This is a genomic window from Citrobacter sp. R-1.5.2 (assembly GCF_035064245.1).
Taxonomy (GTDB): Bacteria; Pseudomonadota; Gammaproteobacteria; order Enterobacterales; family Enterobacteriaceae; genus Citrobacter.
The window spans coordinates 1-16,331 of record NZ_JASEYC010000007.1 but is presented as its reverse complement, the minus strand read 5'-3'; the positions used below and the strand labels follow the sequence as shown (position 1 = coordinate 16,331).

At 49.8% G+C, this 16,331-nt stretch carries 25 protein-coding genes; 19 read left to right on the top strand and 6 right to left on the bottom strand.

The features are described from left to right. Positions 1–11 precede the first annotated feature (11 nt). The 13 genes from rpsE (at position 12) to arfA (ending at position 6,818) form a co-directional block, all read left to right on the top strand. Positions 12–515, top strand: coding sequence for a 30S ribosomal protein S5 (gene rpsE / locus QMN38_RS13930; protein WP_003031131.1), 504 nt, complete (start codon positions 12–14; stop codon positions 513–515). Positions 516–518: 3 nt separating this feature from the next. Beyond that, positions 519–698, top strand: a complete 180-nt coding sequence (rpmD, locus tag QMN38_RS13925) for a 50S ribosomal protein L30 (RefSeq protein WP_001140434.1) — start codon at positions 519–521, stop codon at positions 696–698. Between the two features lie 3 nt (positions 699–701). Next, entirely contained in the window at positions 702–1,136 is a 435-nt protein-coding gene (rplO, locus tag QMN38_RS13920) for a 50S ribosomal protein L15 (RefSeq protein WP_001238917.1), read from the top strand. A 7-nt stretch (positions 1,137–1,143) separates the two neighbouring features. Next, positions 1,144–2,475: a preprotein translocase subunit SecY gene (secY, locus tag QMN38_RS13915; protein ID WP_001118864.1), complete on the top strand. Its 1,332-nt coding sequence runs from the start codon at positions 1,144–1,146 to the stop codon at positions 2,473–2,475. 30 nt (positions 2,476–2,505) lie between these two features. After that, a complete protein-coding gene (rpmJ, locus tag QMN38_RS13910) occupies positions 2,506–2,622 on the top strand; it encodes a 50S ribosomal protein L36 (RefSeq protein ID WP_000868187.1) in 117 nt (38 codons plus the stop codon). Positions 2,623–2,768: 146 nt separating this feature from the next. Then, the gene (gene rpsM / locus QMN38_RS13905) at positions 2,769–3,125 is read left to right on the top strand and encodes a 30S ribosomal protein S13 (RefSeq protein WP_003031135.1); all 357 of its coding nucleotides are present in this window, start codon (positions 2,769–2,771) and stop codon (positions 3,123–3,125) included. A gap of 16 nt (positions 3,126–3,141) precedes the next feature. Next, positions 3,142–3,531, top strand: a complete 390-nt coding sequence (gene rpsK, locus QMN38_RS13900) for a 30S ribosomal protein S11 (RefSeq protein ID WP_260861814.1) — start codon at positions 3,142–3,144, stop codon at positions 3,529–3,531. A 33-nt stretch (positions 3,532–3,564) separates the two neighbouring features. Next, complete coding sequence (gene rpsD, locus QMN38_RS13895) at positions 3,565–4,185, top strand: 30S ribosomal protein S4 (RefSeq protein ID WP_003031138.1); 621 nt, start codon at positions 3,565–3,567, stop codon at positions 4,183–4,185. Positions 4,186–4,210: 25 nt separating this feature from the next. After that, positions 4,211–5,200, top strand: coding sequence for a DNA-directed RNA polymerase subunit alpha (locus QMN38_RS13890; RefSeq protein WP_003031139.1), 990 nt, complete (start codon positions 4,211–4,213; stop codon positions 5,198–5,200). Positions 5,201–5,240: 40 nt separating this feature from the next. Further along, on the top strand, positions 5,241–5,627 hold the full coding sequence (gene rplQ / locus QMN38_RS13885; protein ID WP_001216372.1) for a 50S ribosomal protein L17: 387 nt from the start codon (positions 5,241–5,243) through the stop codon (positions 5,625–5,627). 107 nt (positions 5,628–5,734) lie between these two features. Further along, positions 5,735–6,103, top strand: coding sequence for a DnaJ family domain-containing protein (locus QMN38_RS13880; RefSeq protein ID WP_271450467.1), 369 nt, complete (start codon positions 5,735–5,737; stop codon positions 6,101–6,103). Positions 6,104–6,113: 10 nt separating this feature from the next. Then, positions 6,114–6,539: a Zn(2+)-responsive transcriptional regulator gene (zntR, locus tag QMN38_RS13875; RefSeq protein WP_271442360.1), complete on the top strand. Its 426-nt coding sequence runs from the start codon at positions 6,114–6,116 to the stop codon at positions 6,537–6,539. A gap of 60 nt (positions 6,540–6,599) precedes the next feature. Beyond that, positions 6,600–6,818, top strand: coding sequence for an alternative ribosome-rescue factor ArfA (arfA, locus tag QMN38_RS13870; protein WP_271442361.1), 219 nt, complete (start codon positions 6,600–6,602; stop codon positions 6,816–6,818). Here arfA and mscL read toward each other — a convergent pair. The 5 genes from mscL to def form a co-directional block, all read right to left on the bottom strand. Further along, on the bottom strand, positions 6,815–7,228 hold the full coding sequence (gene mscL / locus QMN38_RS13865) for a large-conductance mechanosensitive channel protein MscL (protein ID WP_137383643.1): 414 nt from the start codon (positions 7,226–7,228) through the stop codon (positions 6,815–6,817). The two genes, arfA and mscL, sit on opposite strands and share 4 nt — an antisense overlap. Positions 7,229–7,369: 141 nt before the next feature. Then, positions 7,370–8,746 carry a Trk system potassium transporter TrkA gene (gene trkA / locus QMN38_RS13860; RefSeq protein WP_115601380.1) on the bottom strand — a complete coding sequence of 459 codons (1,377 nt, stop codon included), beginning with the start codon at positions 8,744–8,746 and terminating at the stop codon, positions 7,370–7,372. Between the two features lie 21 nt (positions 8,747–8,767). Beyond that, the gene (gene rsmB, locus QMN38_RS13855) at positions 8,768–10,057 is read right to left on the bottom strand and encodes a 16S rRNA (cytosine(967)-C(5))-methyltransferase RsmB (RefSeq protein WP_323605231.1); all 1,290 of its coding nucleotides are present in this window, start codon (positions 10,055–10,057) and stop codon (positions 8,768–8,770) included. A 53-nt stretch (positions 10,058–10,110) separates the two neighbouring features. Next, positions 10,111–11,058, bottom strand: coding sequence for a methionyl-tRNA formyltransferase (gene fmt, locus QMN38_RS13850; protein ID WP_271442363.1), 948 nt, complete (start codon positions 11,056–11,058; stop codon positions 10,111–10,113). A 14-nt stretch (positions 11,059–11,072) separates the two neighbouring features. After that, positions 11,073–11,582, bottom strand: coding sequence for a peptide deformylase (gene def, locus QMN38_RS13845; RefSeq protein ID WP_040232019.1), 510 nt, complete (start codon positions 11,580–11,582; stop codon positions 11,073–11,075). Positions 11,583–11,711: 129 nt separating this feature from the next. Here def and dprA point away from each other — a divergent pair, with 129 nt between their 5' ends. Genes dprA through QMN38_RS13815 form a run of 6 tightly spaced genes read left to right on the top strand, consistent with a single transcriptional unit; the run spans position 11,712 to position 15,504 of the window. Next, entirely contained in the window at positions 11,712–12,836 is a 1,125-nt protein-coding gene (gene dprA / locus QMN38_RS13840; RefSeq protein ID WP_271442364.1) for a DNA-protecting protein DprA, read from the top strand. Next, positions 12,808–13,281, top strand: coding sequence for a DUF494 family protein Smg (smg, locus tag QMN38_RS13835; RefSeq protein WP_005134083.1), 474 nt, complete (start codon positions 12,808–12,810; stop codon positions 13,279–13,281). Before dprA ends, smg begins: the two co-directional genes overlap by 29 nt. Positions 13,282–13,307: 26 nt before the next feature. After that, the gene (locus QMN38_RS13830; protein ID WP_323605230.1) at positions 13,308–13,850 is read left to right on the top strand and encodes a DNA topoisomerase family protein; all 543 of its coding nucleotides are present in this window, start codon (positions 13,308–13,310) and stop codon (positions 13,848–13,850) included. A 4-nt stretch (positions 13,851–13,854) separates the two neighbouring features. Continuing rightward, positions 13,855–14,427 (top strand): L-threonylcarbamoyladenylate synthase type 1 TsaC, encoded by a 573-nt coding sequence (tsaC, locus tag QMN38_RS13825; protein WP_323605229.1) that lies wholly within the window; start codon positions 13,855–13,857, stop codon positions 14,425–14,427. A gap of 1 nt (position 14,428) precedes the next feature. Next, positions 14,429–15,250 carry a shikimate dehydrogenase gene (gene aroE / locus QMN38_RS13820; protein WP_323605228.1) on the top strand — a complete coding sequence of 274 codons (822 nt, stop codon included), beginning with the start codon at positions 14,429–14,431 and terminating at the stop codon, positions 15,248–15,250. Then, the gene (locus QMN38_RS13815) at positions 15,247–15,504 is read left to right on the top strand and encodes a DUF1488 family protein (RefSeq protein ID WP_271442367.1); all 258 of its coding nucleotides are present in this window, start codon (positions 15,247–15,249) and stop codon (positions 15,502–15,504) included. Before aroE ends, QMN38_RS13815 begins: the two co-directional genes overlap by 4 nt. Here the strand turns inward: QMN38_RS13815 and QMN38_RS13810 are convergent. Beyond that, positions 15,480–16,034, bottom strand: a complete 555-nt coding sequence (locus tag QMN38_RS13810; RefSeq protein ID WP_271442368.1) for a gamma carbonic anhydrase family protein — start codon at positions 16,032–16,034, stop codon at positions 15,480–15,482. The two genes, QMN38_RS13815 and QMN38_RS13810, sit on opposite strands and share 25 nt — an antisense overlap. Positions 16,035–16,331 lie beyond the last annotated feature (297 nt).

Genomic DNA, 16,331 nt, shown 5'->3' with positions numbered 1-16,331 from the left:
AGAGGTGTAAGATGGCTCACATCGAAAAACAAGCTGGCGAACTGCAGGAAAAGCTGATCGCGGTAAACCGCGTATCTAAAACCGTTAAAGGTGGTCGTATTTTCTCCTTCACAGCTCTGACTGTAGTTGGCGATGGTAACGGTCGCGTTGGTTTTGGTTACGGTAAAGCGCGTGAAGTTCCAGCAGCGATCCAGAAAGCGATGGAAAAAGCCCGTCGCAATATGATTAACGTCGCGCTGAACCACGGCACCCTGCAGCACCCGGTTAAGGGTACTCATACGGGTTCTCGTGTATTCATGCAGCCGGCTTCCGAAGGTACCGGTATCATCGCCGGTGGTGCAATGCGCGCCGTTCTGGAAGTCGCTGGAGTTCGTAACGTTCTGGCTAAAGCGTATGGTTCCACCAACCCGATTAACGTGGTTCGTGCAACTATCGATGGTCTGGAAAATATGAAATCTCCGGAAATGGTCGCTGCCAAGCGTGGTAAATCCGTTGAAGAAATTCTGGGGAAATAAACCATGGCAAAGACTATTAAAATTACTCAAACCCGCAGTGCAATCGGTCGTCTGCCGAAACACAAGGCAACGCTGCTTGGCCTGGGTCTGCGTCGTATTGGTCACACCGTAGAGCGCGAGGATACTCCTGCTGTTCGTGGTATGGTCAACGCGGTTTCCTTCATGGTTAAAGTTGAGGAGTAAGAGATGCGTTTAAATACTCTGTCTCCGGCCGAAGGCTCCAAAAAGGCGGGTAAACGCCTGGGTCGTGGTATCGGTTCTGGCCTCGGTAAAACCGGTGGTCGTGGTCACAAAGGTCAGAAGTCTCGTTCTGGCGGTGGCGTACGTCGCGGTTTCGAGGGTGGTCAGATGCCTCTGTACCGTCGTCTGCCGAAATTCGGCTTCACTTCACGTAAAGCAGCGATTACAGCCGAAGTTCGTCTGTCTGACCTGGCTAAAGTTGAAGGCGGTGTTGTAGACCTGAACACGCTGAAAGCGGCTAACATTATCGGTATCCAGATCGAGTTCGCGAAAGTGATCCTGGCTGGTGAAGTAACGACTCCGGTAACTGTTCGTGGCCTGCGTGTTACTAAAGGCGCTCGTGCTGCTATCGAAGCTGCTGGCGGTAAAATCGAGGAATAAGTAGCAGATGGCTAAACAACCGGGATTAGATTTTCAAAGTGCCAAAGGTGGCTTAGGCGAGCTGAAACGCAGACTGCTGTTTGTAATCGGCGCGCTGATTGTGTTCCGTATTGGCTCTTTCATTCCGATCCCTGGTATTGATGCCGCTGTACTTGCCAAACTGCTTGAGCAACAGCGAGGCACCATCATTGAAATGTTTAACATGTTCTCTGGTGGTGCTCTCAGCCGTGCTTCTATCTTTGCTCTGGGGATCATGCCGTATATTTCGGCGTCGATCATTATCCAGCTGCTGACGGTGGTTCATCCAACGCTGGCAGAAATTAAGAAAGAAGGGGAGTCTGGTCGTCGTAAGATCAGCCAGTACACCCGCTACGGTACTCTGGTGCTGGCAATATTCCAGTCGATCGGTATTGCTACCGGTCTCCCGAATATGCCTGGTATGCAGGGCCTGGTAATGAATCCAGGCTTTGCATTCTATTTCACTGCTGTTGTAAGTCTGGTTACAGGGACTATGTTCCTGATGTGGTTGGGTGAACAGATTACTGAACGTGGTATCGGCAACGGTATCTCAATCATTATCTTCGCCGGTATTGTCGCGGGACTCCCGCCAGCCATTGCCCATACTATCGAGCAAGCGCGTCAAGGCGACCTGCACTTCCTCGTGTTGCTGTTGGTTGCAGTATTAGTATTTGCAGTGACGTTCTTTGTTGTATTTGTTGAGCGTGGTCAACGCCGTATTGTGGTAAACTACGCGAAACGTCAGCAAGGTCGTCGTGTCTATGCTGCACAGAGCACACATTTACCGCTGAAAGTGAATATGGCGGGGGTAATCCCGGCAATCTTCGCTTCCAGTATTATTCTGTTCCCAGCAACCATCGCGTCATGGTTCGGGGGCGGGACTGGTTGGAACTGGCTGACAACAATTTCGCTGTATTTGCAGCCTGGGCAACCGCTTTATGTGTTACTCTATGCGTCTGCAATCATCTTCTTCTGTTTCTTCTACACGGCGTTGGTTTTCAACCCGCGTGAAACAGCAGATAACCTGAAGAAGTCCGGTGCATTTGTACCAGGAATTCGTCCGGGAGAGCAAACGGCGAAGTATATCGATAAAGTAATGACCCGCCTGACTTTGGTTGGTGCGCTCTACATTACCTTTATCTGCCTGATCCCGGAGTTCATGCGTGATGCAATGAAAGTACCGTTCTACTTCGGTGGGACCTCACTGCTTATCGTTGTTGTCGTGATTATGGACTTTATGGCTCAAGTGCAAACTCTGATGATGTCTAGTCAGTACGAGTCTGCATTGAAGAAGGCGAATCTGAAAGGCTACGGCCGTTAACAGTCGCCCGAGAAGTTACGGAGAGTAAAAATGAAAGTTCGTGCTTCCGTCAAGAAATTATGCCGTAACTGCAAAATCGTTAAGCGTGATGGTGTCATCCGTGTGATTTGCAGTGCCGAGCCGAAGCATAAACAGCGCCAAGGCTGATTTATTCGCATATTTTTCTTGCAAAGTTGGGTTGAGCTGGCTAGATTAGCCAGCCAATCTTTTGTATGTCTGTGCGTTTCCATTTGAGTATCCTGAAAACGGGCTTTTCAGCATGGTGCGTACATATTAAATAGTAGGAGTGCATAGTGGCCCGTATAGCAGGCATTAACATTCCTGATCAGAAACATGCTGTGATCGCATTAACTTCGATCTACGGCGTCGGCAAGACCCGTTCTAAAGCCATTCTGGCTGCAGCGGGTATCGCTGAAGATGTTAAGATCAGTGAGCTGTCTGAAGAACAAATCGACACGCTGCGTGACGAAGTTGCCAAATTTGTCGTTGAAGGTGATCTGCGCCGTGAAGTTAGCATGAGCATCAAGCGCCTTATGGACCTTGGTTGCTATCGCGGTTTGCGTCATCGTCGTGGTCTCCCGGTTCGCGGTCAGCGTACCAAGACCAACGCACGTACCCGTAAGGGTCCGCGCAAACCGATCAAGAAATAATCGGGGTGATTGAATAATGGCAAAGGCACCAATTCGTGCACGTAAACGTGTAAGAAAACAAGTCTCTGACGGCGTGGCTCATATCCATGCTTCTTTTAACAACACCATCGTTACCATTACTGATCGTCAGGGTAACGCACTGGGTTGGGCAACAGCCGGTGGTTCCGGTTTCCGTGGTTCTCGCAAATCCACTCCGTTTGCAGCTCAGGTTGCAGCAGAGCGTTGCGCTGACGCCGTAAAAGAATACGGTATCAAGAATCTGGAAGTTATGGTCAAAGGACCGGGTCCAGGTCGCGAATCTACTGTTCGTGCTCTGAACGCCGCTGGTTTCCGCATCACTAATATTACTGATGTGACTCCGATCCCTCATAACGGTTGTCGTCCGCCGAAAAAACGTCGCGTATAACGCTGTCGTTTCTAGGATTGTTGGAGAAAGAAAATGGCAAGATATTTGGGTCCTAAGCTCAAGCTGAGCCGTCGTGAGGGCACTGACTTATTCCTTAAGTCTGGCGTTCGCGCGATCGATACCAAGTGTAAAATTGAACAAGCTCCTGGCCAGCACGGTGCGCGTAAACCGCGTCTGTCTGACTATGGTGTGCAGTTGCGTGAAAAGCAAAAAGTTCGCCGTATCTACGGTGTGCTGGAGCGTCAGTTCCGTAACTACTACAAAGAAGCAGCGCGTCTGAAAGGCAACACCGGTGAAAACCTGTTGGGTCTGCTGGAAGGTCGTCTGGACAACGTTGTATACCGTATGGGCTTCGGTGCCACTCGTGCAGAAGCACGTCAGCTGGTCAGCCATAAAGCAATTATGGTAAACGGTCGTGTTGTTAACATCGCTTCTTATCAGGTTAGTCCGAATGACGTTGTTAGCATTCGTGAGAAAGCGAAGAAGCAGTCTCGCGTGAAAGCCGCTCTGGAGCTGGCTGAGCAGCGTGAAAAGCCAACCTGGCTGGAAGTTGATGCTGGCAAGATGGAAGGTACGTTCAAGCGTAAGCCGGAGCGTTCTGATCTGTCTGCGGACATTAACGAACACCTGATCGTCGAGCTTTACTCCAAGTAAAGCTTAGTACCAAAGAGAGGACACAATGCAGGGTTCTGTGACAGAGTTTCTAAAACCGCGCCTGGTAGATATCGAGCAAGTGAGTTCGACGCACGCCAAGGTGACCCTTGAGCCTTTAGAGCGTGGCTTTGGCCATACTTTGGGTAACGCACTGCGCCGTATTCTGCTCTCATCGATGCCGGGTTGCGCGGTGACCGAGGTTGAGATTGATGGTGTACTACATGAGTACAGCACCAAAGAAGGCGTTCAGGAAGATATCCTGGAAATCCTGCTCAACCTGAAAGGGCTGGCGGTGAGAGTTCAGGGTAAAGATGACGTTATTCTTACCTTGAATAAATCTGGCATTGGCCCTGTGACTGCAGCCGACATTACCCATGATGGGGATGTCGAAATCGTCAAGCCACAGCACGTGATCTGCCACCTGACCGATGAGAATGCATCTATTAGCATGCGTATCAAAGTTCAGCGCGGTCGTGGTTATGTGCCGGCTTCTACCCGAATTCATTCGGAAGAAGATGAGCGCCCAATCGGCCGTCTGCTGGTCGACGCATGCTACAGCCCTGTAGAGCGTATTGCCTACAATGTTGAAGCAGCGCGTGTAGAACAGCGTACCGACCTGGACAAGCTGGTCATCGAAATGGAAACCAACGGCACAATCGATCCTGAAGAGGCGATTCGTCGTGCGGCAACCATTCTGGCTGAACAACTGGAAGCTTTCGTTGATTTACGTGATGTACGTCAGCCGGAAGTTAAAGAAGAGAAACCAGAATTCGATCCGATCCTGCTGCGCCCTGTTGACGATCTGGAATTGACTGTCCGCTCTGCTAACTGCCTCAAAGCAGAAGCTATCCACTATATCGGTGATCTGGTACAGCGTACTGAGGTTGAGCTTCTTAAGACGCCTAACCTTGGTAAAAAATCTCTTACCGAGATTAAAGACGTGCTGGCTTCCCGTGGACTGTCTCTGGGCATGCGCCTGGAAAACTGGCCACCGGCAAGCATCGCTGACGAGTAACCGGATCACAGGTTAAGGTTTTACTGAGAAGGATAAGGTCATGCGCCATCGTAAGAGTGGTCGTCAACTGAACCGCAACAGCAGCCATCGCCAGGCTATGTTCCGCAATATGGCAGGTTCACTGGTTCGTCATGAAATCATCAAGACGACTCTGCCGAAAGCGAAAGAGCTGCGTCGCGTAGTTGAGCCGCTGATTACTCTTGCCAAGACTGATAGCGTAGCTAATCGTCGTCTGGCATTCGCCCGCACTCGTGATAACGAGATCGTGGCAAAACTGTTTAACGAGCTGGGCCCGCGTTTCGCGAGCCGCGCCGGTGGTTACACTCGCATTCTGAAGTGTGGCTTCCGTGCAGGTGACAACGCGCCGATGGCATACATCGAGCTGGTTGATCGCTCTGAATCGAAAGCAGAAGCTGCTGCAGAGTAATCTGTAGTAACGTAAAAAAACCCGCCTCGGCGGGTTTTTTTATATCCGCAAGATCCCCACTTATCTACAATATCTGTATTCTTTTTGTTCATCCCCTGGGGTGTCGTATGTGGTTACTGGACCAGTGGGCAGAGCGTCATATCATTGACGCACAATCTAAAGGCGAGTTTGATGATTTACCGGGTACAGGTGAGCCATTGACTCTTGACGATGATTCTCATGTCCCGCCGGAGCTTCGGGCCGGGTACCGTTTATTAAAAAACTCTGGGTGTCTTCCTCCTGAGCTCGAACAACGCAGAGAGGCGATACAGTTGCTTGATATACTTGCAGGTATTCGCCAGGACGATCCTCGTTATCAGGATGTGAGTCGACGTCTGTCGCTACTTGAACTCAAACTTCGTCAGGCCGGACTTAGCACCGAGTTTCTACGTGGTGAATACGCGGATAAACTATTGCATAAAATTAATGATGAATAGCGGAGGAAGTATGTACCGGATTGGTGAATTAGCAAAACTGGCCGACGTGACGCCCGATACTATCCGCTACTATGAAAAGCAGCAGATGATGGAGCATGAAGTACGTACTGAAGGCGGATTTCGACTCTATACAGAAAGTGATCTGCAACGGCTGAAGTTTATTCGTTACGCGCGACAGCTAGGTTTTACGTTGGAGTCTATTCGTGAATTACTTTCGATCCGTGTCGATCCGGAACACCATACCTGTCAGGAATCAAAAGGGATCGTTCAGGATAGATTGCAGGAAGTCGAAGCACGTATAGCCGAACTTCAAACGATGCAACGATCATTGCAGCGATTGAATGATGCATGCTGCGGAAAGGCACACAGCAGCGTCTATTGTTCTATTCTGGAGGCACTTGAACAAGGTGCCAGTGGCACGACAACAGGTTGTTGATTTATTGAACGGGAGGGTCTAGACTCGCGGCGTAAATTGTTACCACAAACTGGAGATATTATGAGTCGTTATCAGCACACCAAAGGGCAGATAAAGGACAACGCCATTGAGGCGCTACTGCATGATCCACTTTTCAGGCAGCGTGTTGAGAAGAATAAAAAAGGGAAAGGTAGTTATCTGCGTAAAGGTAAACATGGCAATCGGGGTAACTGGGAGGCCAGTGGCAAGAAAGTGAATCACTTTTTTACCACTGGCCTTCTTGTTTTAGTGAGTGTTTAAGAGCGGTTATTCTGTTCTTTCAGCAGGTCACGAATTTCACTTAACAATACTTCCTCTTTAGAAGGAGCCGGCGGTGCTGCAGGTTCTTCCTCTTTTTTACGATTCAGTTTGTTGATCAGTTTGATTGCCATAAAGATAGCAAACGCCACAATAATGAAATCAAAGACGTTCTGAATAAATACACCGTAATGCATAACGACAGCCGGGATGTCTCCCTGCGCATCGCGTAATGTCAAAGCAAACTGTTTAAAATCGATCCCACCAATTAACAACCCCAGTGGCGGCATGATGATATCGGCAACCAGCGATGAAACAATCTTACCGAATGCCGCACCAATAATGACACCCACTGCCAAATCGACAACATTCCCGCGCATCGCGAATTCGCGAAACTCTTTAATAATGCTCATTTTATTCTCCCTATGCAGCTGACGTTTATAAGTTTAACAAATGTTAAGACATTTTCCATTTATGTATTGCTGAAAGGAAAATTTATTAGACCATGAAAAATAAAGGGAAATAAAATGGGCGCTATATAAGCGCCCAAATATTTACAGGAAAAAAGGACTTGGCTGGAATAGCCGTTCGACGTCAGTAATAAATTTTTTGTCTGTCAGGAACATGATAACGTGATCACCCTGCTCAATACGCAGGTTGTCATTGGCTATCATCACGTCGTTACCTCGCACTACGGCACCAATAATGGTACCAGGTGGAAGTTTAATTTCGTCTATTGCGCGACCGACAACTCGTGATGTCGTTTCATCCCCGTGCGCGACAGCTTCAATCGCTTCCGCAACACCGCGTCGCAGCGAAGAAACGCCGACAATATCAGCTTTGCGCACATGGCTCAGTAGCGCAGATATGGTGGCCTGTTGCGGTGAAATTGCAATATCAATCACGCTACCCTGGACCAGATCAACATACGCCCTACGCTGGATCAGCACCATGACTTTCTTTGCGCCCATGCGTTTGGCGAGCATGGCCGACATAATGTTAGCTTCATCGTCGTTGGTTACCGCGATAAAAAGATCAACTTGATCAATATGTTCTTCAGCCAGCAGCTCTTGATCCGAGGCATCGCCGAAAAAGACGATTGTATTTTGCAATTTCTCTGCAAGCTCGGATGCCCGTTGCTGATTGCGTTCGATCAGTTTGACGCTGTAATCTTTTTCCAGACGTCGGGCCAGACCAGCACCGATATTACCGCCACCCACTAACATAATACGCTTGTAGGGTTTTTCCAGACGCTGAAGTTCACTCATTACGGCACGAATATGCTGTGAAGCTGCAATAAAGAATACTTCATCACCCGCTTCAACAATGGTGGAACCCTGCGGACGAATTGGCCTGTCATGACGGAATATCGCCGCGACGCGGGTATCGATGTGTGGCATATGCTCGCGCATTGTCGACAGTGCATTGCCTATCAATGGCCCGCCGTAATAGGCTTTGACCACCGCCAGACTGACTTTACCTTCGGCAAAATTTACTACCTGTAACGCACCCGGGTATTCAATCAGTCGATAAATGCTATCGATAACCAGCTGCTCTGGCGCAATCAGATGATCGATAGGCACTGCATCAGACTGGAACAGTTTATCTGCATCGCGGACATAATCCGGCGAGCGAATTCGGGCGATACGATTGGGGGTATTAAAGAGTGAGTATGCTACCTGGCAGGCAACCATATTGGTTTCATCTGAGCTGGTTACTGCAACCAGCATATCGGCGTCGTCAGCTCCGGCCTCACGCAGTACACGGGGATGAGAACCATGGCCTTGCACAACGCGGAGATCAAACTTGTCCTGCAGGCTTCGCAGACGCTCACCATTGGTATCGACTACCGTGATATCGTTGTTTTCTCCGACCAGGTTCTCAGCCAACGTACCGCCAACTTGCCCTGCGCCCAGAATGATAATTTTCATCAGTTGCGACCCGTTATCTCATCACTTCTTGATTAGCTTAGCGTAAAAGAAACCGTCACCTTCTTCTGCACCCGGTAAATTCTGGTGCCCTGGCTGTTCCGGCGTACCCGTTTCACTTAATAGAGCATCTGGCGTTCGTGCCAGGAAGGCAGAGATTTGCTGTTGGTTCTCTTCAGGCAAAATAGAACAGGTTGCATAAACCAGCGTGCCACCCGGTTTCAGATGTGCCCAGGTCGCATTAAGTATTTCTGCCTGCAATTGGGCGAGTTCAGCAATATCCCGATCGCGACGCAGCCACTTTATATCGGGATGGCGACGGATGACCCCAGTGGCAGAGCACGGTGCATCTAACAAAATGCGATCAAACTTTTGTTCGCCGCACCACTGTTCGGGGTAACGACCATCGCCCTGTTTAACGGTTGCCTTCATGCCAAGGCGTTTCAGGTTGTCATAGACACGCGACAGACGTTTTTCATCGACATCGACAGCCATCACATTAGCTTGCGGGGCAACTTCCAGAATGTGAGTGGTTTTACCGCCCGGCGCACAGCACAAGTCGAGGATCTGTTCACCGTCCTTCGGTAACAGATAGGTCACGCATCCTTGAGCTGAAGCATCCTGGACGGTCACCCAGCCTTCGTCAAAACCTGGTAGGGCGTGCACAGGAGTTGGCGTTTCCAGACGTACCGCATCCGGGTAGTCCGGATGCGGGAAGCCGGTTAATCCCGCTTCGGTAAGCAGATCCAGCCAAGCGTCGCGTGTATGGTGGTTACGATTGACACGTAGCCACATCGGTGGTCGCTGGTTATTGGCTGCAAGAATCGTCTCCCACTGTTGTGGATAGGCATTTTTGATACGCTTAACCAGCCATGAAGGGTGTAAAAAACGCAGTTCGCTTTGCGCAAATTCGGTGAGCAACTCTTCCTGACGGCGCTGAAACTGGCGTAATACGCCGTTAATTAGCCCTTTCAGCTGAGGTCGCTTGATAACGACTGCACCTTCGACGGTTTCAGCAAGCGCAGCATGTGGCGGAATACGAGTATGCAAAAGCTGGTAGAAGCCAACCATAATCAGATAGTGGACAGTGCGCTGTTTGCCCGTCATCGGGCGTTCCATCAACTGTTGAATCATCCACTCCAGCTGGGAGAGCGTACGTAAAACACCGAAGCAAAGCTCCTGCAACAGCGCCTTATCTTTATCGGCTACTTTTTGCTGCATGGCGGGCAGCACGTTACTCAACGATTGGCCCTTTTCAACAACCTGTTCGACGGCCTGGGCCGCCATACTGCGTAAATTAAGATGTTTTTTCATAAGCGCAAAAATAAAAATGCCCGGAGGTTCCGGGCTTTAAAAGAGATGAACCGTCAGATCAGACGATTTCCGGGCACAAACCACTCCCGACGTGAATTGAGCAGATCCTGTGCGCTCATCGCTTTCTTGCCGGCAGGCTGTAAAGCGATGAGATTCAGGATACCGTCGCCTGTTGCGACCTGGATGCCCTGCTTTGTCGCCTCGAGGATGGTGCCTGGTGCAGCCTGTGTGTTCGCAGCAATAACAGAAGCTTTCCAGACTTTTACTGGCTGACCTTCTATTTCAAGCCAGCTCATTGGCCACGGGTTAAAGGCGCGGATACAGCGTTCCAGTTGAGCGGCCGAAAGCGACCAGTCGATACGGGCCTCTTCTTTGCTGAGTTTTTCAGCATGCGTAACCAGAGATTCATCCTGAACAACTGGTTTTATTGTGCCAGCAGCAAGCTGTTTTAGCGTTTCAATCAGCCCCTGAGGCCCTAAATCTGCCAGCTTGTCGTATAACGAACCGCTAGTATCTTCTGCCGTAATTGGGCAGGACAGCTTATGCAGCATATCGCCTGTGTCCAGACCGACATCCATCTGCATGATGGTTACACCGGTTTCGGTGTCGCCTGCCCACAATGAACGCTGGATCGGCGCGGCTCCACGCCAGCGTGGAAGCAGAGAACCGTGAACGTTGATACAACCCAGACGCGGCATGTCCAGTACGGCTTTTGGCAGAATCAGGCCATAGGCTACCACCACCATTACATCTGCGTGCAGGTCAGAAACCAGTTGTTGGTTTTCCTGGGGACGAAGAGATACAGGCTGGAAAACGGGTATCCCTTTTTCTTCCGCCAGCACTTTCACCGGGCTGGGCATTAGCTTTTTACCACGTCCCGCAGGACGATCCGGCTGGGTAAACACGCCAACGACGTTATGTCCAGAAGACAACAGCGCGTCAAGATGACGCGCTGCAAAGTCAGGTGTACCCGCAAAAATAATACGTAGTGAGTCTGACACGTTGATTCTTGTCCTTAAGCTCGGGCGTTCAGGCGGTCGAGTTTTTCAACTTTCTGACGAATACGTTGTTGCTTCAACGGAGACAGATAATCGATAAACAGTTTACCGACCAGGTGATCCATTTCATGTTGGATGCAGATAGCCAACAGGCCATCGGCCTCCAGTTCAAAAGGCTTGCCGTCGCGATCGAGCGCACGAATTTTTACTTTTTCAGCGCGCGGTACTAATGCACGTTGTTCAGGAATAGATAGGCAGCCTTCTTCAATGCCGGTTTCGCCGTCTTTCTCCAGTAGCTCTGGGTTAATGAGTACCAGACGCTCGTCACGGTTTTCAGAGACATCAATAACAATGATGCGCTGATGGATATCGACCTGTGTTGCGGCCAGACCGATACCTTCTTCGGCGTACATCGTTTCGAACATATCATCAACGATACGCTGAATTTCTGCATTCACTTCTTCAACTGGCTTTGCGACTTTGCGAAGACGCTCGTCCGGAATATGTAACACTTGCAAAACTGACATAGTTATCCAGAGTTGTGTTCAGGAATTGGAAAGATTATTACCTCTATTCTAGACAAAACCCGCTCTGATTGACAGCATCAGTGACCAATCGCAAAGATTGCCAGGACTGCTTGTGGCAGGGGAACAGGGATGACCCATATTGAGATTTGGTTACGTTTAGCACAAGTGAATGAACTGTATGGTGATGAGATGGTGCGCACTGCTCACTGGCTTATTGCTCAACCGGGTATTAACAATACGATACTTCGGCATGCAGGGCTCACTCCTCGTCAGGTCGAACGTTTTCAGGCCTTTTCTGAGCAGTCACTGGAAAAAACGCTGCGTTGGCTTGAGTTACCCCATCATCATCTGGTTTTTGCCGACAGCAAGTATTTTCCGCCGCAACTGCGTGCTATTGAGGATTACCCAGGCGTACTTTTCATTGCTGGTCGCCCTGAGTGTCTTCACGCATTTCAAGTTGCTGTTGTCGGCAGTCGGCAGCACTCCTGGTATGGCGAACGATGGGCGCGGTTGTTCTGTGAGAAGCTTGCAGCATGTGGTGTGACGATCACTAGCGGACTGGCTAAAGGGATTGACGGTGTGGCGCATACAGCAGCGATAAACACACACGGGGCTAGTATTGCGGTACTGGGAAATGGCCTGGAAACCATATATCCGCGGCGACATGTTCGACTTGCTGAAAATTTGATAGAGGCCGGAGGCGCGCTGGTGTCTGAATTCCCTTTGGATATGCTCCCTTTACCGCGTAATTTTCCCCGACGAAATCGCATTATTAGTGGTCTAAGTAAGGGAGTACTGGTTGTTGAGGCGGCACAGCGTAGCGGCTCATTAGTCACAGCACGCTGTGCACTGGAACAAGGACGGGAGGTTTTTGCTTTGCCTGGGCCGATCGGGAGCCCGGGAAGTGAAGGGCCCCATTGGCTCATTCAGCAGGGAGCCATGCTTGTGACGTCACCAGAGGAAATACTGGAAAGTTTGCAATATGGGCTGCAATGGTTGCCAGATGAGCCTGAAAAATCAATTTATTCGCCGGATCACGAAGAGGTGGCATTGCCATTTTCAGAGCTCCTGGCTAACGTAGGAGATGAGGTAACACCTGTTGACGTCGTCGCTGAACGTGCCGGCCAACCTGTGCCAGAGGTAGTGGCTCAACTGCTCGAACTGGAGTTAGCAGGATGGATCGCAGCTGTACCCGGCGGCTATGTCCGATTGAGGAGGGCAAGCCATGTTCGACGTACTAATGTATTTGTTTGAGACATATATCCATAACGAAGCAGAGCTGCGTGTGGATCAGGACAAACTGGAACGGGATCTTACCGACGCTGGTTTTGATCGTGAAGACATCTACAACGCGTTACTGTGGCTGGAAAAGCTTGCTGATTATCAGGACGGCCTTGCCGAACCTATGCAGCTTGCATCAGATCCCCTTTCTGTACGTATTTATACTGCAGAAGAGTGCGATCGGCTGGATGCGAGCTGTCGGGGGTTCCTGCTATTCCTGGAGCAGATTCAGGTGCTAAACCTCGAAACGCGAGAAATGGTGATAGAGCGCGTACTTGCGCTGGATACGGCTGAGTTTGATCTGGAAGACCTGAAGTGGGTGATCTTGATGGTTCTGTTCAACATTCCAGGCTGCGAAAATGCCTATCAGCAAATGGAAGAATTACTCTTTGAAGTGAATGAAGGTATGCTGCATTAATCAATCTTCATTCAGTATGAGTTGTTATGGCTAAATCAGCACTGTTTACGGTGCGTAAAAACGAGCCCTGTCCACAATGTGGGGCTGAACTGGTTATACGTTCCGGGAAACACGGCCCGTTTCTCGGTTGCTCACACTATCCAGAATGCGATTATGTCCGCCCGCTGAAATCATCTGCGGACGGACATATAGTCAAAGTTCTGGAGGGTAAATTCTGCCCAGCATGTGGCGCTGAACTGGTGCTGAGGCAGGGGCGATTCGGTATGTTTATTGGGTGCAGTGATTACCCTGCCTGCGATCACACTGAGCTTATCGATAAGCCTGATGAAACAGCAATAGTATGCCCCCAATGCCAGACGGGCCATTTGGTTCAGCGGCGTTCACGTTATGGCAAAACCTTTTACTCCTGCGATCGCTATCCGGAGTGTCAGTTTGTCATCAACTTCAAACCGTTAGCCGGAGAGTGTCCAGAGTGCCACTATCCGCTACTCATCGAAAAGAAAACCGCGCAGGGTGTGAAGTATTTCTGTGCCAGTAAACAATGTGGAAAGCCGATCCCGGCGGAATAAAAAAGTGAATAAAAACCTGCCTACGGACCCCATCGCTGCCGCGATAGAGGTTCTGCAACAAGAAAATGTCATCGCTTATCCAACAGAAGCCGTTTTTGGTGTCGGGTGTGATCCTGACAGTGAAACGGCGGTAACGCGTCTGTTGGAACTCAAACAACGTCCAATAGATAAAGGTTTGATTTTGATTGCGGCAAACTTTGATCAACTCAAACCGTATATTGATGACAGCATGCTTACTGATGCTCAACGTGAAGCTGTTTTTGCGCGCTGGCCAGGCCCTGTCACCTTCGTTTTTCCGGCACTTGTGACTACGCCGCGTTGGCTAACTGGTCGTTTTGATTCGCTCGCCGTGCGTGTCACGGATCACCCGCTGGTGGTTGCATTGTGTCAGGCCTATGGCAAGCCATTAGTTTCCACCAGTGCTAATCTAAGTGGACTAGCACCCTGCAGAACGGTAGAGGAAGTACGGGCGCAGTTCGGGGACGATTTTCCAGTGGTTGAAGGTAATACCGGCGGGCGTTTGAATCCCTCGGAAATCAGAGATGCTTTGACGGGTGAACAGTTTCGACAGGGGTAATATGAAAGAAGCCTATGCTGTTTTTGGTAATCCGGTAGCGCACAGCAAATCGCCTTTTATTCATCAGCAATTTGCAGAGCAGCTGAAGATTGATCACTCTTATGGTCGGGTGTTGGCGCCCATCAATAACTTTGTGAATACGCTCAATGCCTTTTTTGCGGATGGGGGGAAGGGAGCCAATGTTACCGTTCCCTTTAAAGAAGAGGCGTTTGCGCGTGCTGATGAACTAACAGAGCGGGCATCGTTGGCTGGAGCGGTTAATACCCTAAAACGGCTGGAGGATGGGTGCTTACTGGGTGATAACACCGATGGTATCGGCCTGCTTAGTGACCTTGAACGTTTGTCTTTCATTCATCCCGGGTCTCGCATTCTGCTGATTGGGGCTGGTGGAGCGTCCCGCGGTGTGTTGCTGCCTCTCCTGTCTATGGATTGCGCAGTGACTATTGTTAATCGTACCGCTTCGCGGGCTGAAGAATTGGCGCAGATCTTCTCCCATACCGGTAGCGTTCAGGCGGTGGGAATGGATGAGCTGGATAATTACACTTTCGATTTGATCATCAACGCGACTTCCAGTGGTATTAGCGGCGATGTTCCAGCCATTCCGGCATCGCTCATTCACTCTTCGGTCTACTGCTACGACATGTTCTACCAAAAGGGGAATACCCCGTTCCTTTCCTGGTGCGTATCACATGGTGCAAAACATTATGCCGATGGTTTGGGAATGCTGGTGGGGCAAGCGGCACATGCTGTTTTGCTCTGGCATGGTGTACTGCCGGAGATTGAGCCTGTGATTAAAACACTGCAACAGGAACTTTCCGTATGAATCAGGCGATTCAATTCCCTGATAGGGAAGAGTGGGTGGCGGATATTAATTCCGTCATCTTCCCGGCGATGGTTCATGGTATGCAGCTAAAATGCGCCATAAAAGGAGAGACGCTGGCGCATCGCTTTGGCGGCGACACGCCTGAACAGTGGCTTGAAACTTTTCGCGAATATCGCTGGGATCTGGAAGAAGAGGCTGAAGCATTGATCCAGGCCCAGCAAGAAGATGATCAAGGTTGGGTCTGGTTATCCTGACCTAAATACTCATCTTTCCACTTCACGTAGTTGTTAGCGGAGTACTGTAGGCCTGCTTTCTCTTCATCAGTTAGTGGGCGGATTTGTTTAACCGGGCTTCCCAGATACAGATATCCGCTCTCCAGGCGCTTGTTTTGCGGGACCAGACTTCCTGCTCCGATCATGACGTCATCTTCTACTACTACGCCATCCAGCAAAATCGATCCCATACCGACTAAAACGCGGTTGCCAATGATGCAGCCGTGTAGCATGACTTTATGACCTACAGTCACATCTTCGCCTACGATCAGAGGGTTACCTTGCGGATTAGATGTGGATTTATGTGTGACATGCAGCACGCTGCCATCCTGAATGTTTGTACGGGCGCCAATCTGTACGTAGTTCACGTCGCCACGAATCGCAACCAGTGGCCAAATCCCGACATCATCAGCCAGACGAGTATCGCCAATGACAACACTACTACTATCGATCATGACGCGCTCGCCGATCTGTGGGAAAAGATCCTTATAAGGACGCAGTACATTAGACATGTTTACCTCAATGAAAATAGGGCGGTAATGAAGACTTTGGTTGGATTATTGAGTCTGTGCAAGTGATTTAGTTATCAAAAATCAGCCAAATTGCACAGGAATGTAGCGAAAGGAGTGAAAAACAAGCACTCGGTAAAAAAGATCCAAAAAACACTTGTGCTAAAAAATGGGATCCCTATAATGCGCCTCCATCGACACGGCGGATGTGAATCACTTCACGCAAACAGCCGGTCCGGTTGAAGAGAAAAATCCTGAAAATGAGGGTTGACTCTGAAAGAGGAAAGCGTAATATACGCC

What these genes read in the sequence shown, in the direction of transcription:
- rpsE (WP_003031131.1), top strand. Translation starts at nt 12, where the DNA reads ATGGCTCACATCGAAAAACAAGCTGGCGAACTGCAGGAAAAGCTGATC.
- rpmD (WP_001140434.1), top strand. Translation starts at nt 519, where the DNA reads ATGGCAAAGACTATTAAAATTACTCAAACCCGCAGTGCAATCGGTCGT.
- rplO (WP_001238917.1), top strand. Translation starts at nt 702, where the DNA reads ATGCGTTTAAATACTCTGTCTCCGGCCGAAGGCTCCAAAAAGGCGGGT.
- secY (WP_001118864.1), top strand. Translation starts at nt 1,144, where the DNA reads ATGGCTAAACAACCGGGATTAGATTTTCAAAGTGCCAAAGGTGGCTTA.
- rpmJ (WP_000868187.1), top strand. Translation starts at nt 2,506, where the DNA reads ATGAAAGTTCGTGCTTCCGTCAAGAAATTATGCCGTAACTGCAAAATC.
- rpsK (WP_260861814.1), top strand. Translation starts at nt 3,142, where the DNA reads ATGGCAAAGGCACCAATTCGTGCACGTAAACGTGTAAGAAAACAAGTC.
- rpsD (WP_003031138.1), top strand. Translation starts at nt 3,565, where the DNA reads ATGGCAAGATATTTGGGTCCTAAGCTCAAGCTGAGCCGTCGTGAGGGC.
- QMN38_RS13890 (WP_003031139.1), top strand. Translation starts at nt 4,211, where the DNA reads ATGCAGGGTTCTGTGACAGAGTTTCTAAAACCGCGCCTGGTAGATATC.
- rplQ (WP_001216372.1), top strand. Translation starts at nt 5,241, where the DNA reads ATGCGCCATCGTAAGAGTGGTCGTCAACTGAACCGCAACAGCAGCCAT.
- QMN38_RS13880 (WP_271450467.1), top strand. Translation starts at nt 5,735, where the DNA reads ATGTGGTTACTGGACCAGTGGGCAGAGCGTCATATCATTGACGCACAA.
- zntR (WP_271442360.1), top strand. Translation starts at nt 6,114, where the DNA reads ATGTACCGGATTGGTGAATTAGCAAAACTGGCCGACGTGACGCCCGAT.
- arfA (WP_271442361.1), top strand. Translation starts at nt 6,600, where the DNA reads ATGAGTCGTTATCAGCACACCAAAGGGCAGATAAAGGACAACGCCATT.
- mscL (WP_137383643.1), bottom strand. Translation starts at nt 7,228, where the DNA reads ATGAGCATTATTAAAGAGTTTCGCGAATTCGCGATGCGCGGGAATGTT.
- trkA (WP_115601380.1), bottom strand. Translation starts at nt 8,746, where the DNA reads ATGAAAATTATCATTCTGGGCGCAGGGCAAGTTGGCGGTACGTTGGCT.
- rsmB (WP_323605231.1), bottom strand. Translation starts at nt 10,057, where the DNA reads ATGAAAAAACATCTTAATTTACGCAGTATGGCGGCCCAGGCCGTCGAA.
- def (WP_040232019.1), bottom strand. Translation starts at nt 11,582, where the DNA reads ATGTCAGTTTTGCAAGTGTTACATATTCCGGACGAGCGTCTTCGCAAA.
- dprA (WP_271442364.1), top strand. Translation starts at nt 11,712, where the DNA reads ATGACCCATATTGAGATTTGGTTACGTTTAGCACAAGTGAATGAACTG.
- smg (WP_005134083.1), top strand. Translation starts at nt 12,808, where the DNA reads ATGTTCGACGTACTAATGTATTTGTTTGAGACATATATCCATAACGAA.
- QMN38_RS13830 (WP_323605230.1), top strand. Translation starts at nt 13,308, where the DNA reads ATGGCTAAATCAGCACTGTTTACGGTGCGTAAAAACGAGCCCTGTCCA.
- aroE (WP_323605228.1), top strand. Translation starts at nt 14,429, where the DNA reads ATGAAAGAAGCCTATGCTGTTTTTGGTAATCCGGTAGCGCACAGCAAA.
- QMN38_RS13815 (WP_271442367.1), top strand. Translation starts at nt 15,247, where the DNA reads ATGAATCAGGCGATTCAATTCCCTGATAGGGAAGAGTGGGTGGCGGAT.
- QMN38_RS13810 (WP_271442368.1), bottom strand. Translation starts at nt 16,034, where the DNA reads ATGTCTAATGTACTGCGTCCTTATAAGGATCTTTTCCCACAGATCGGC.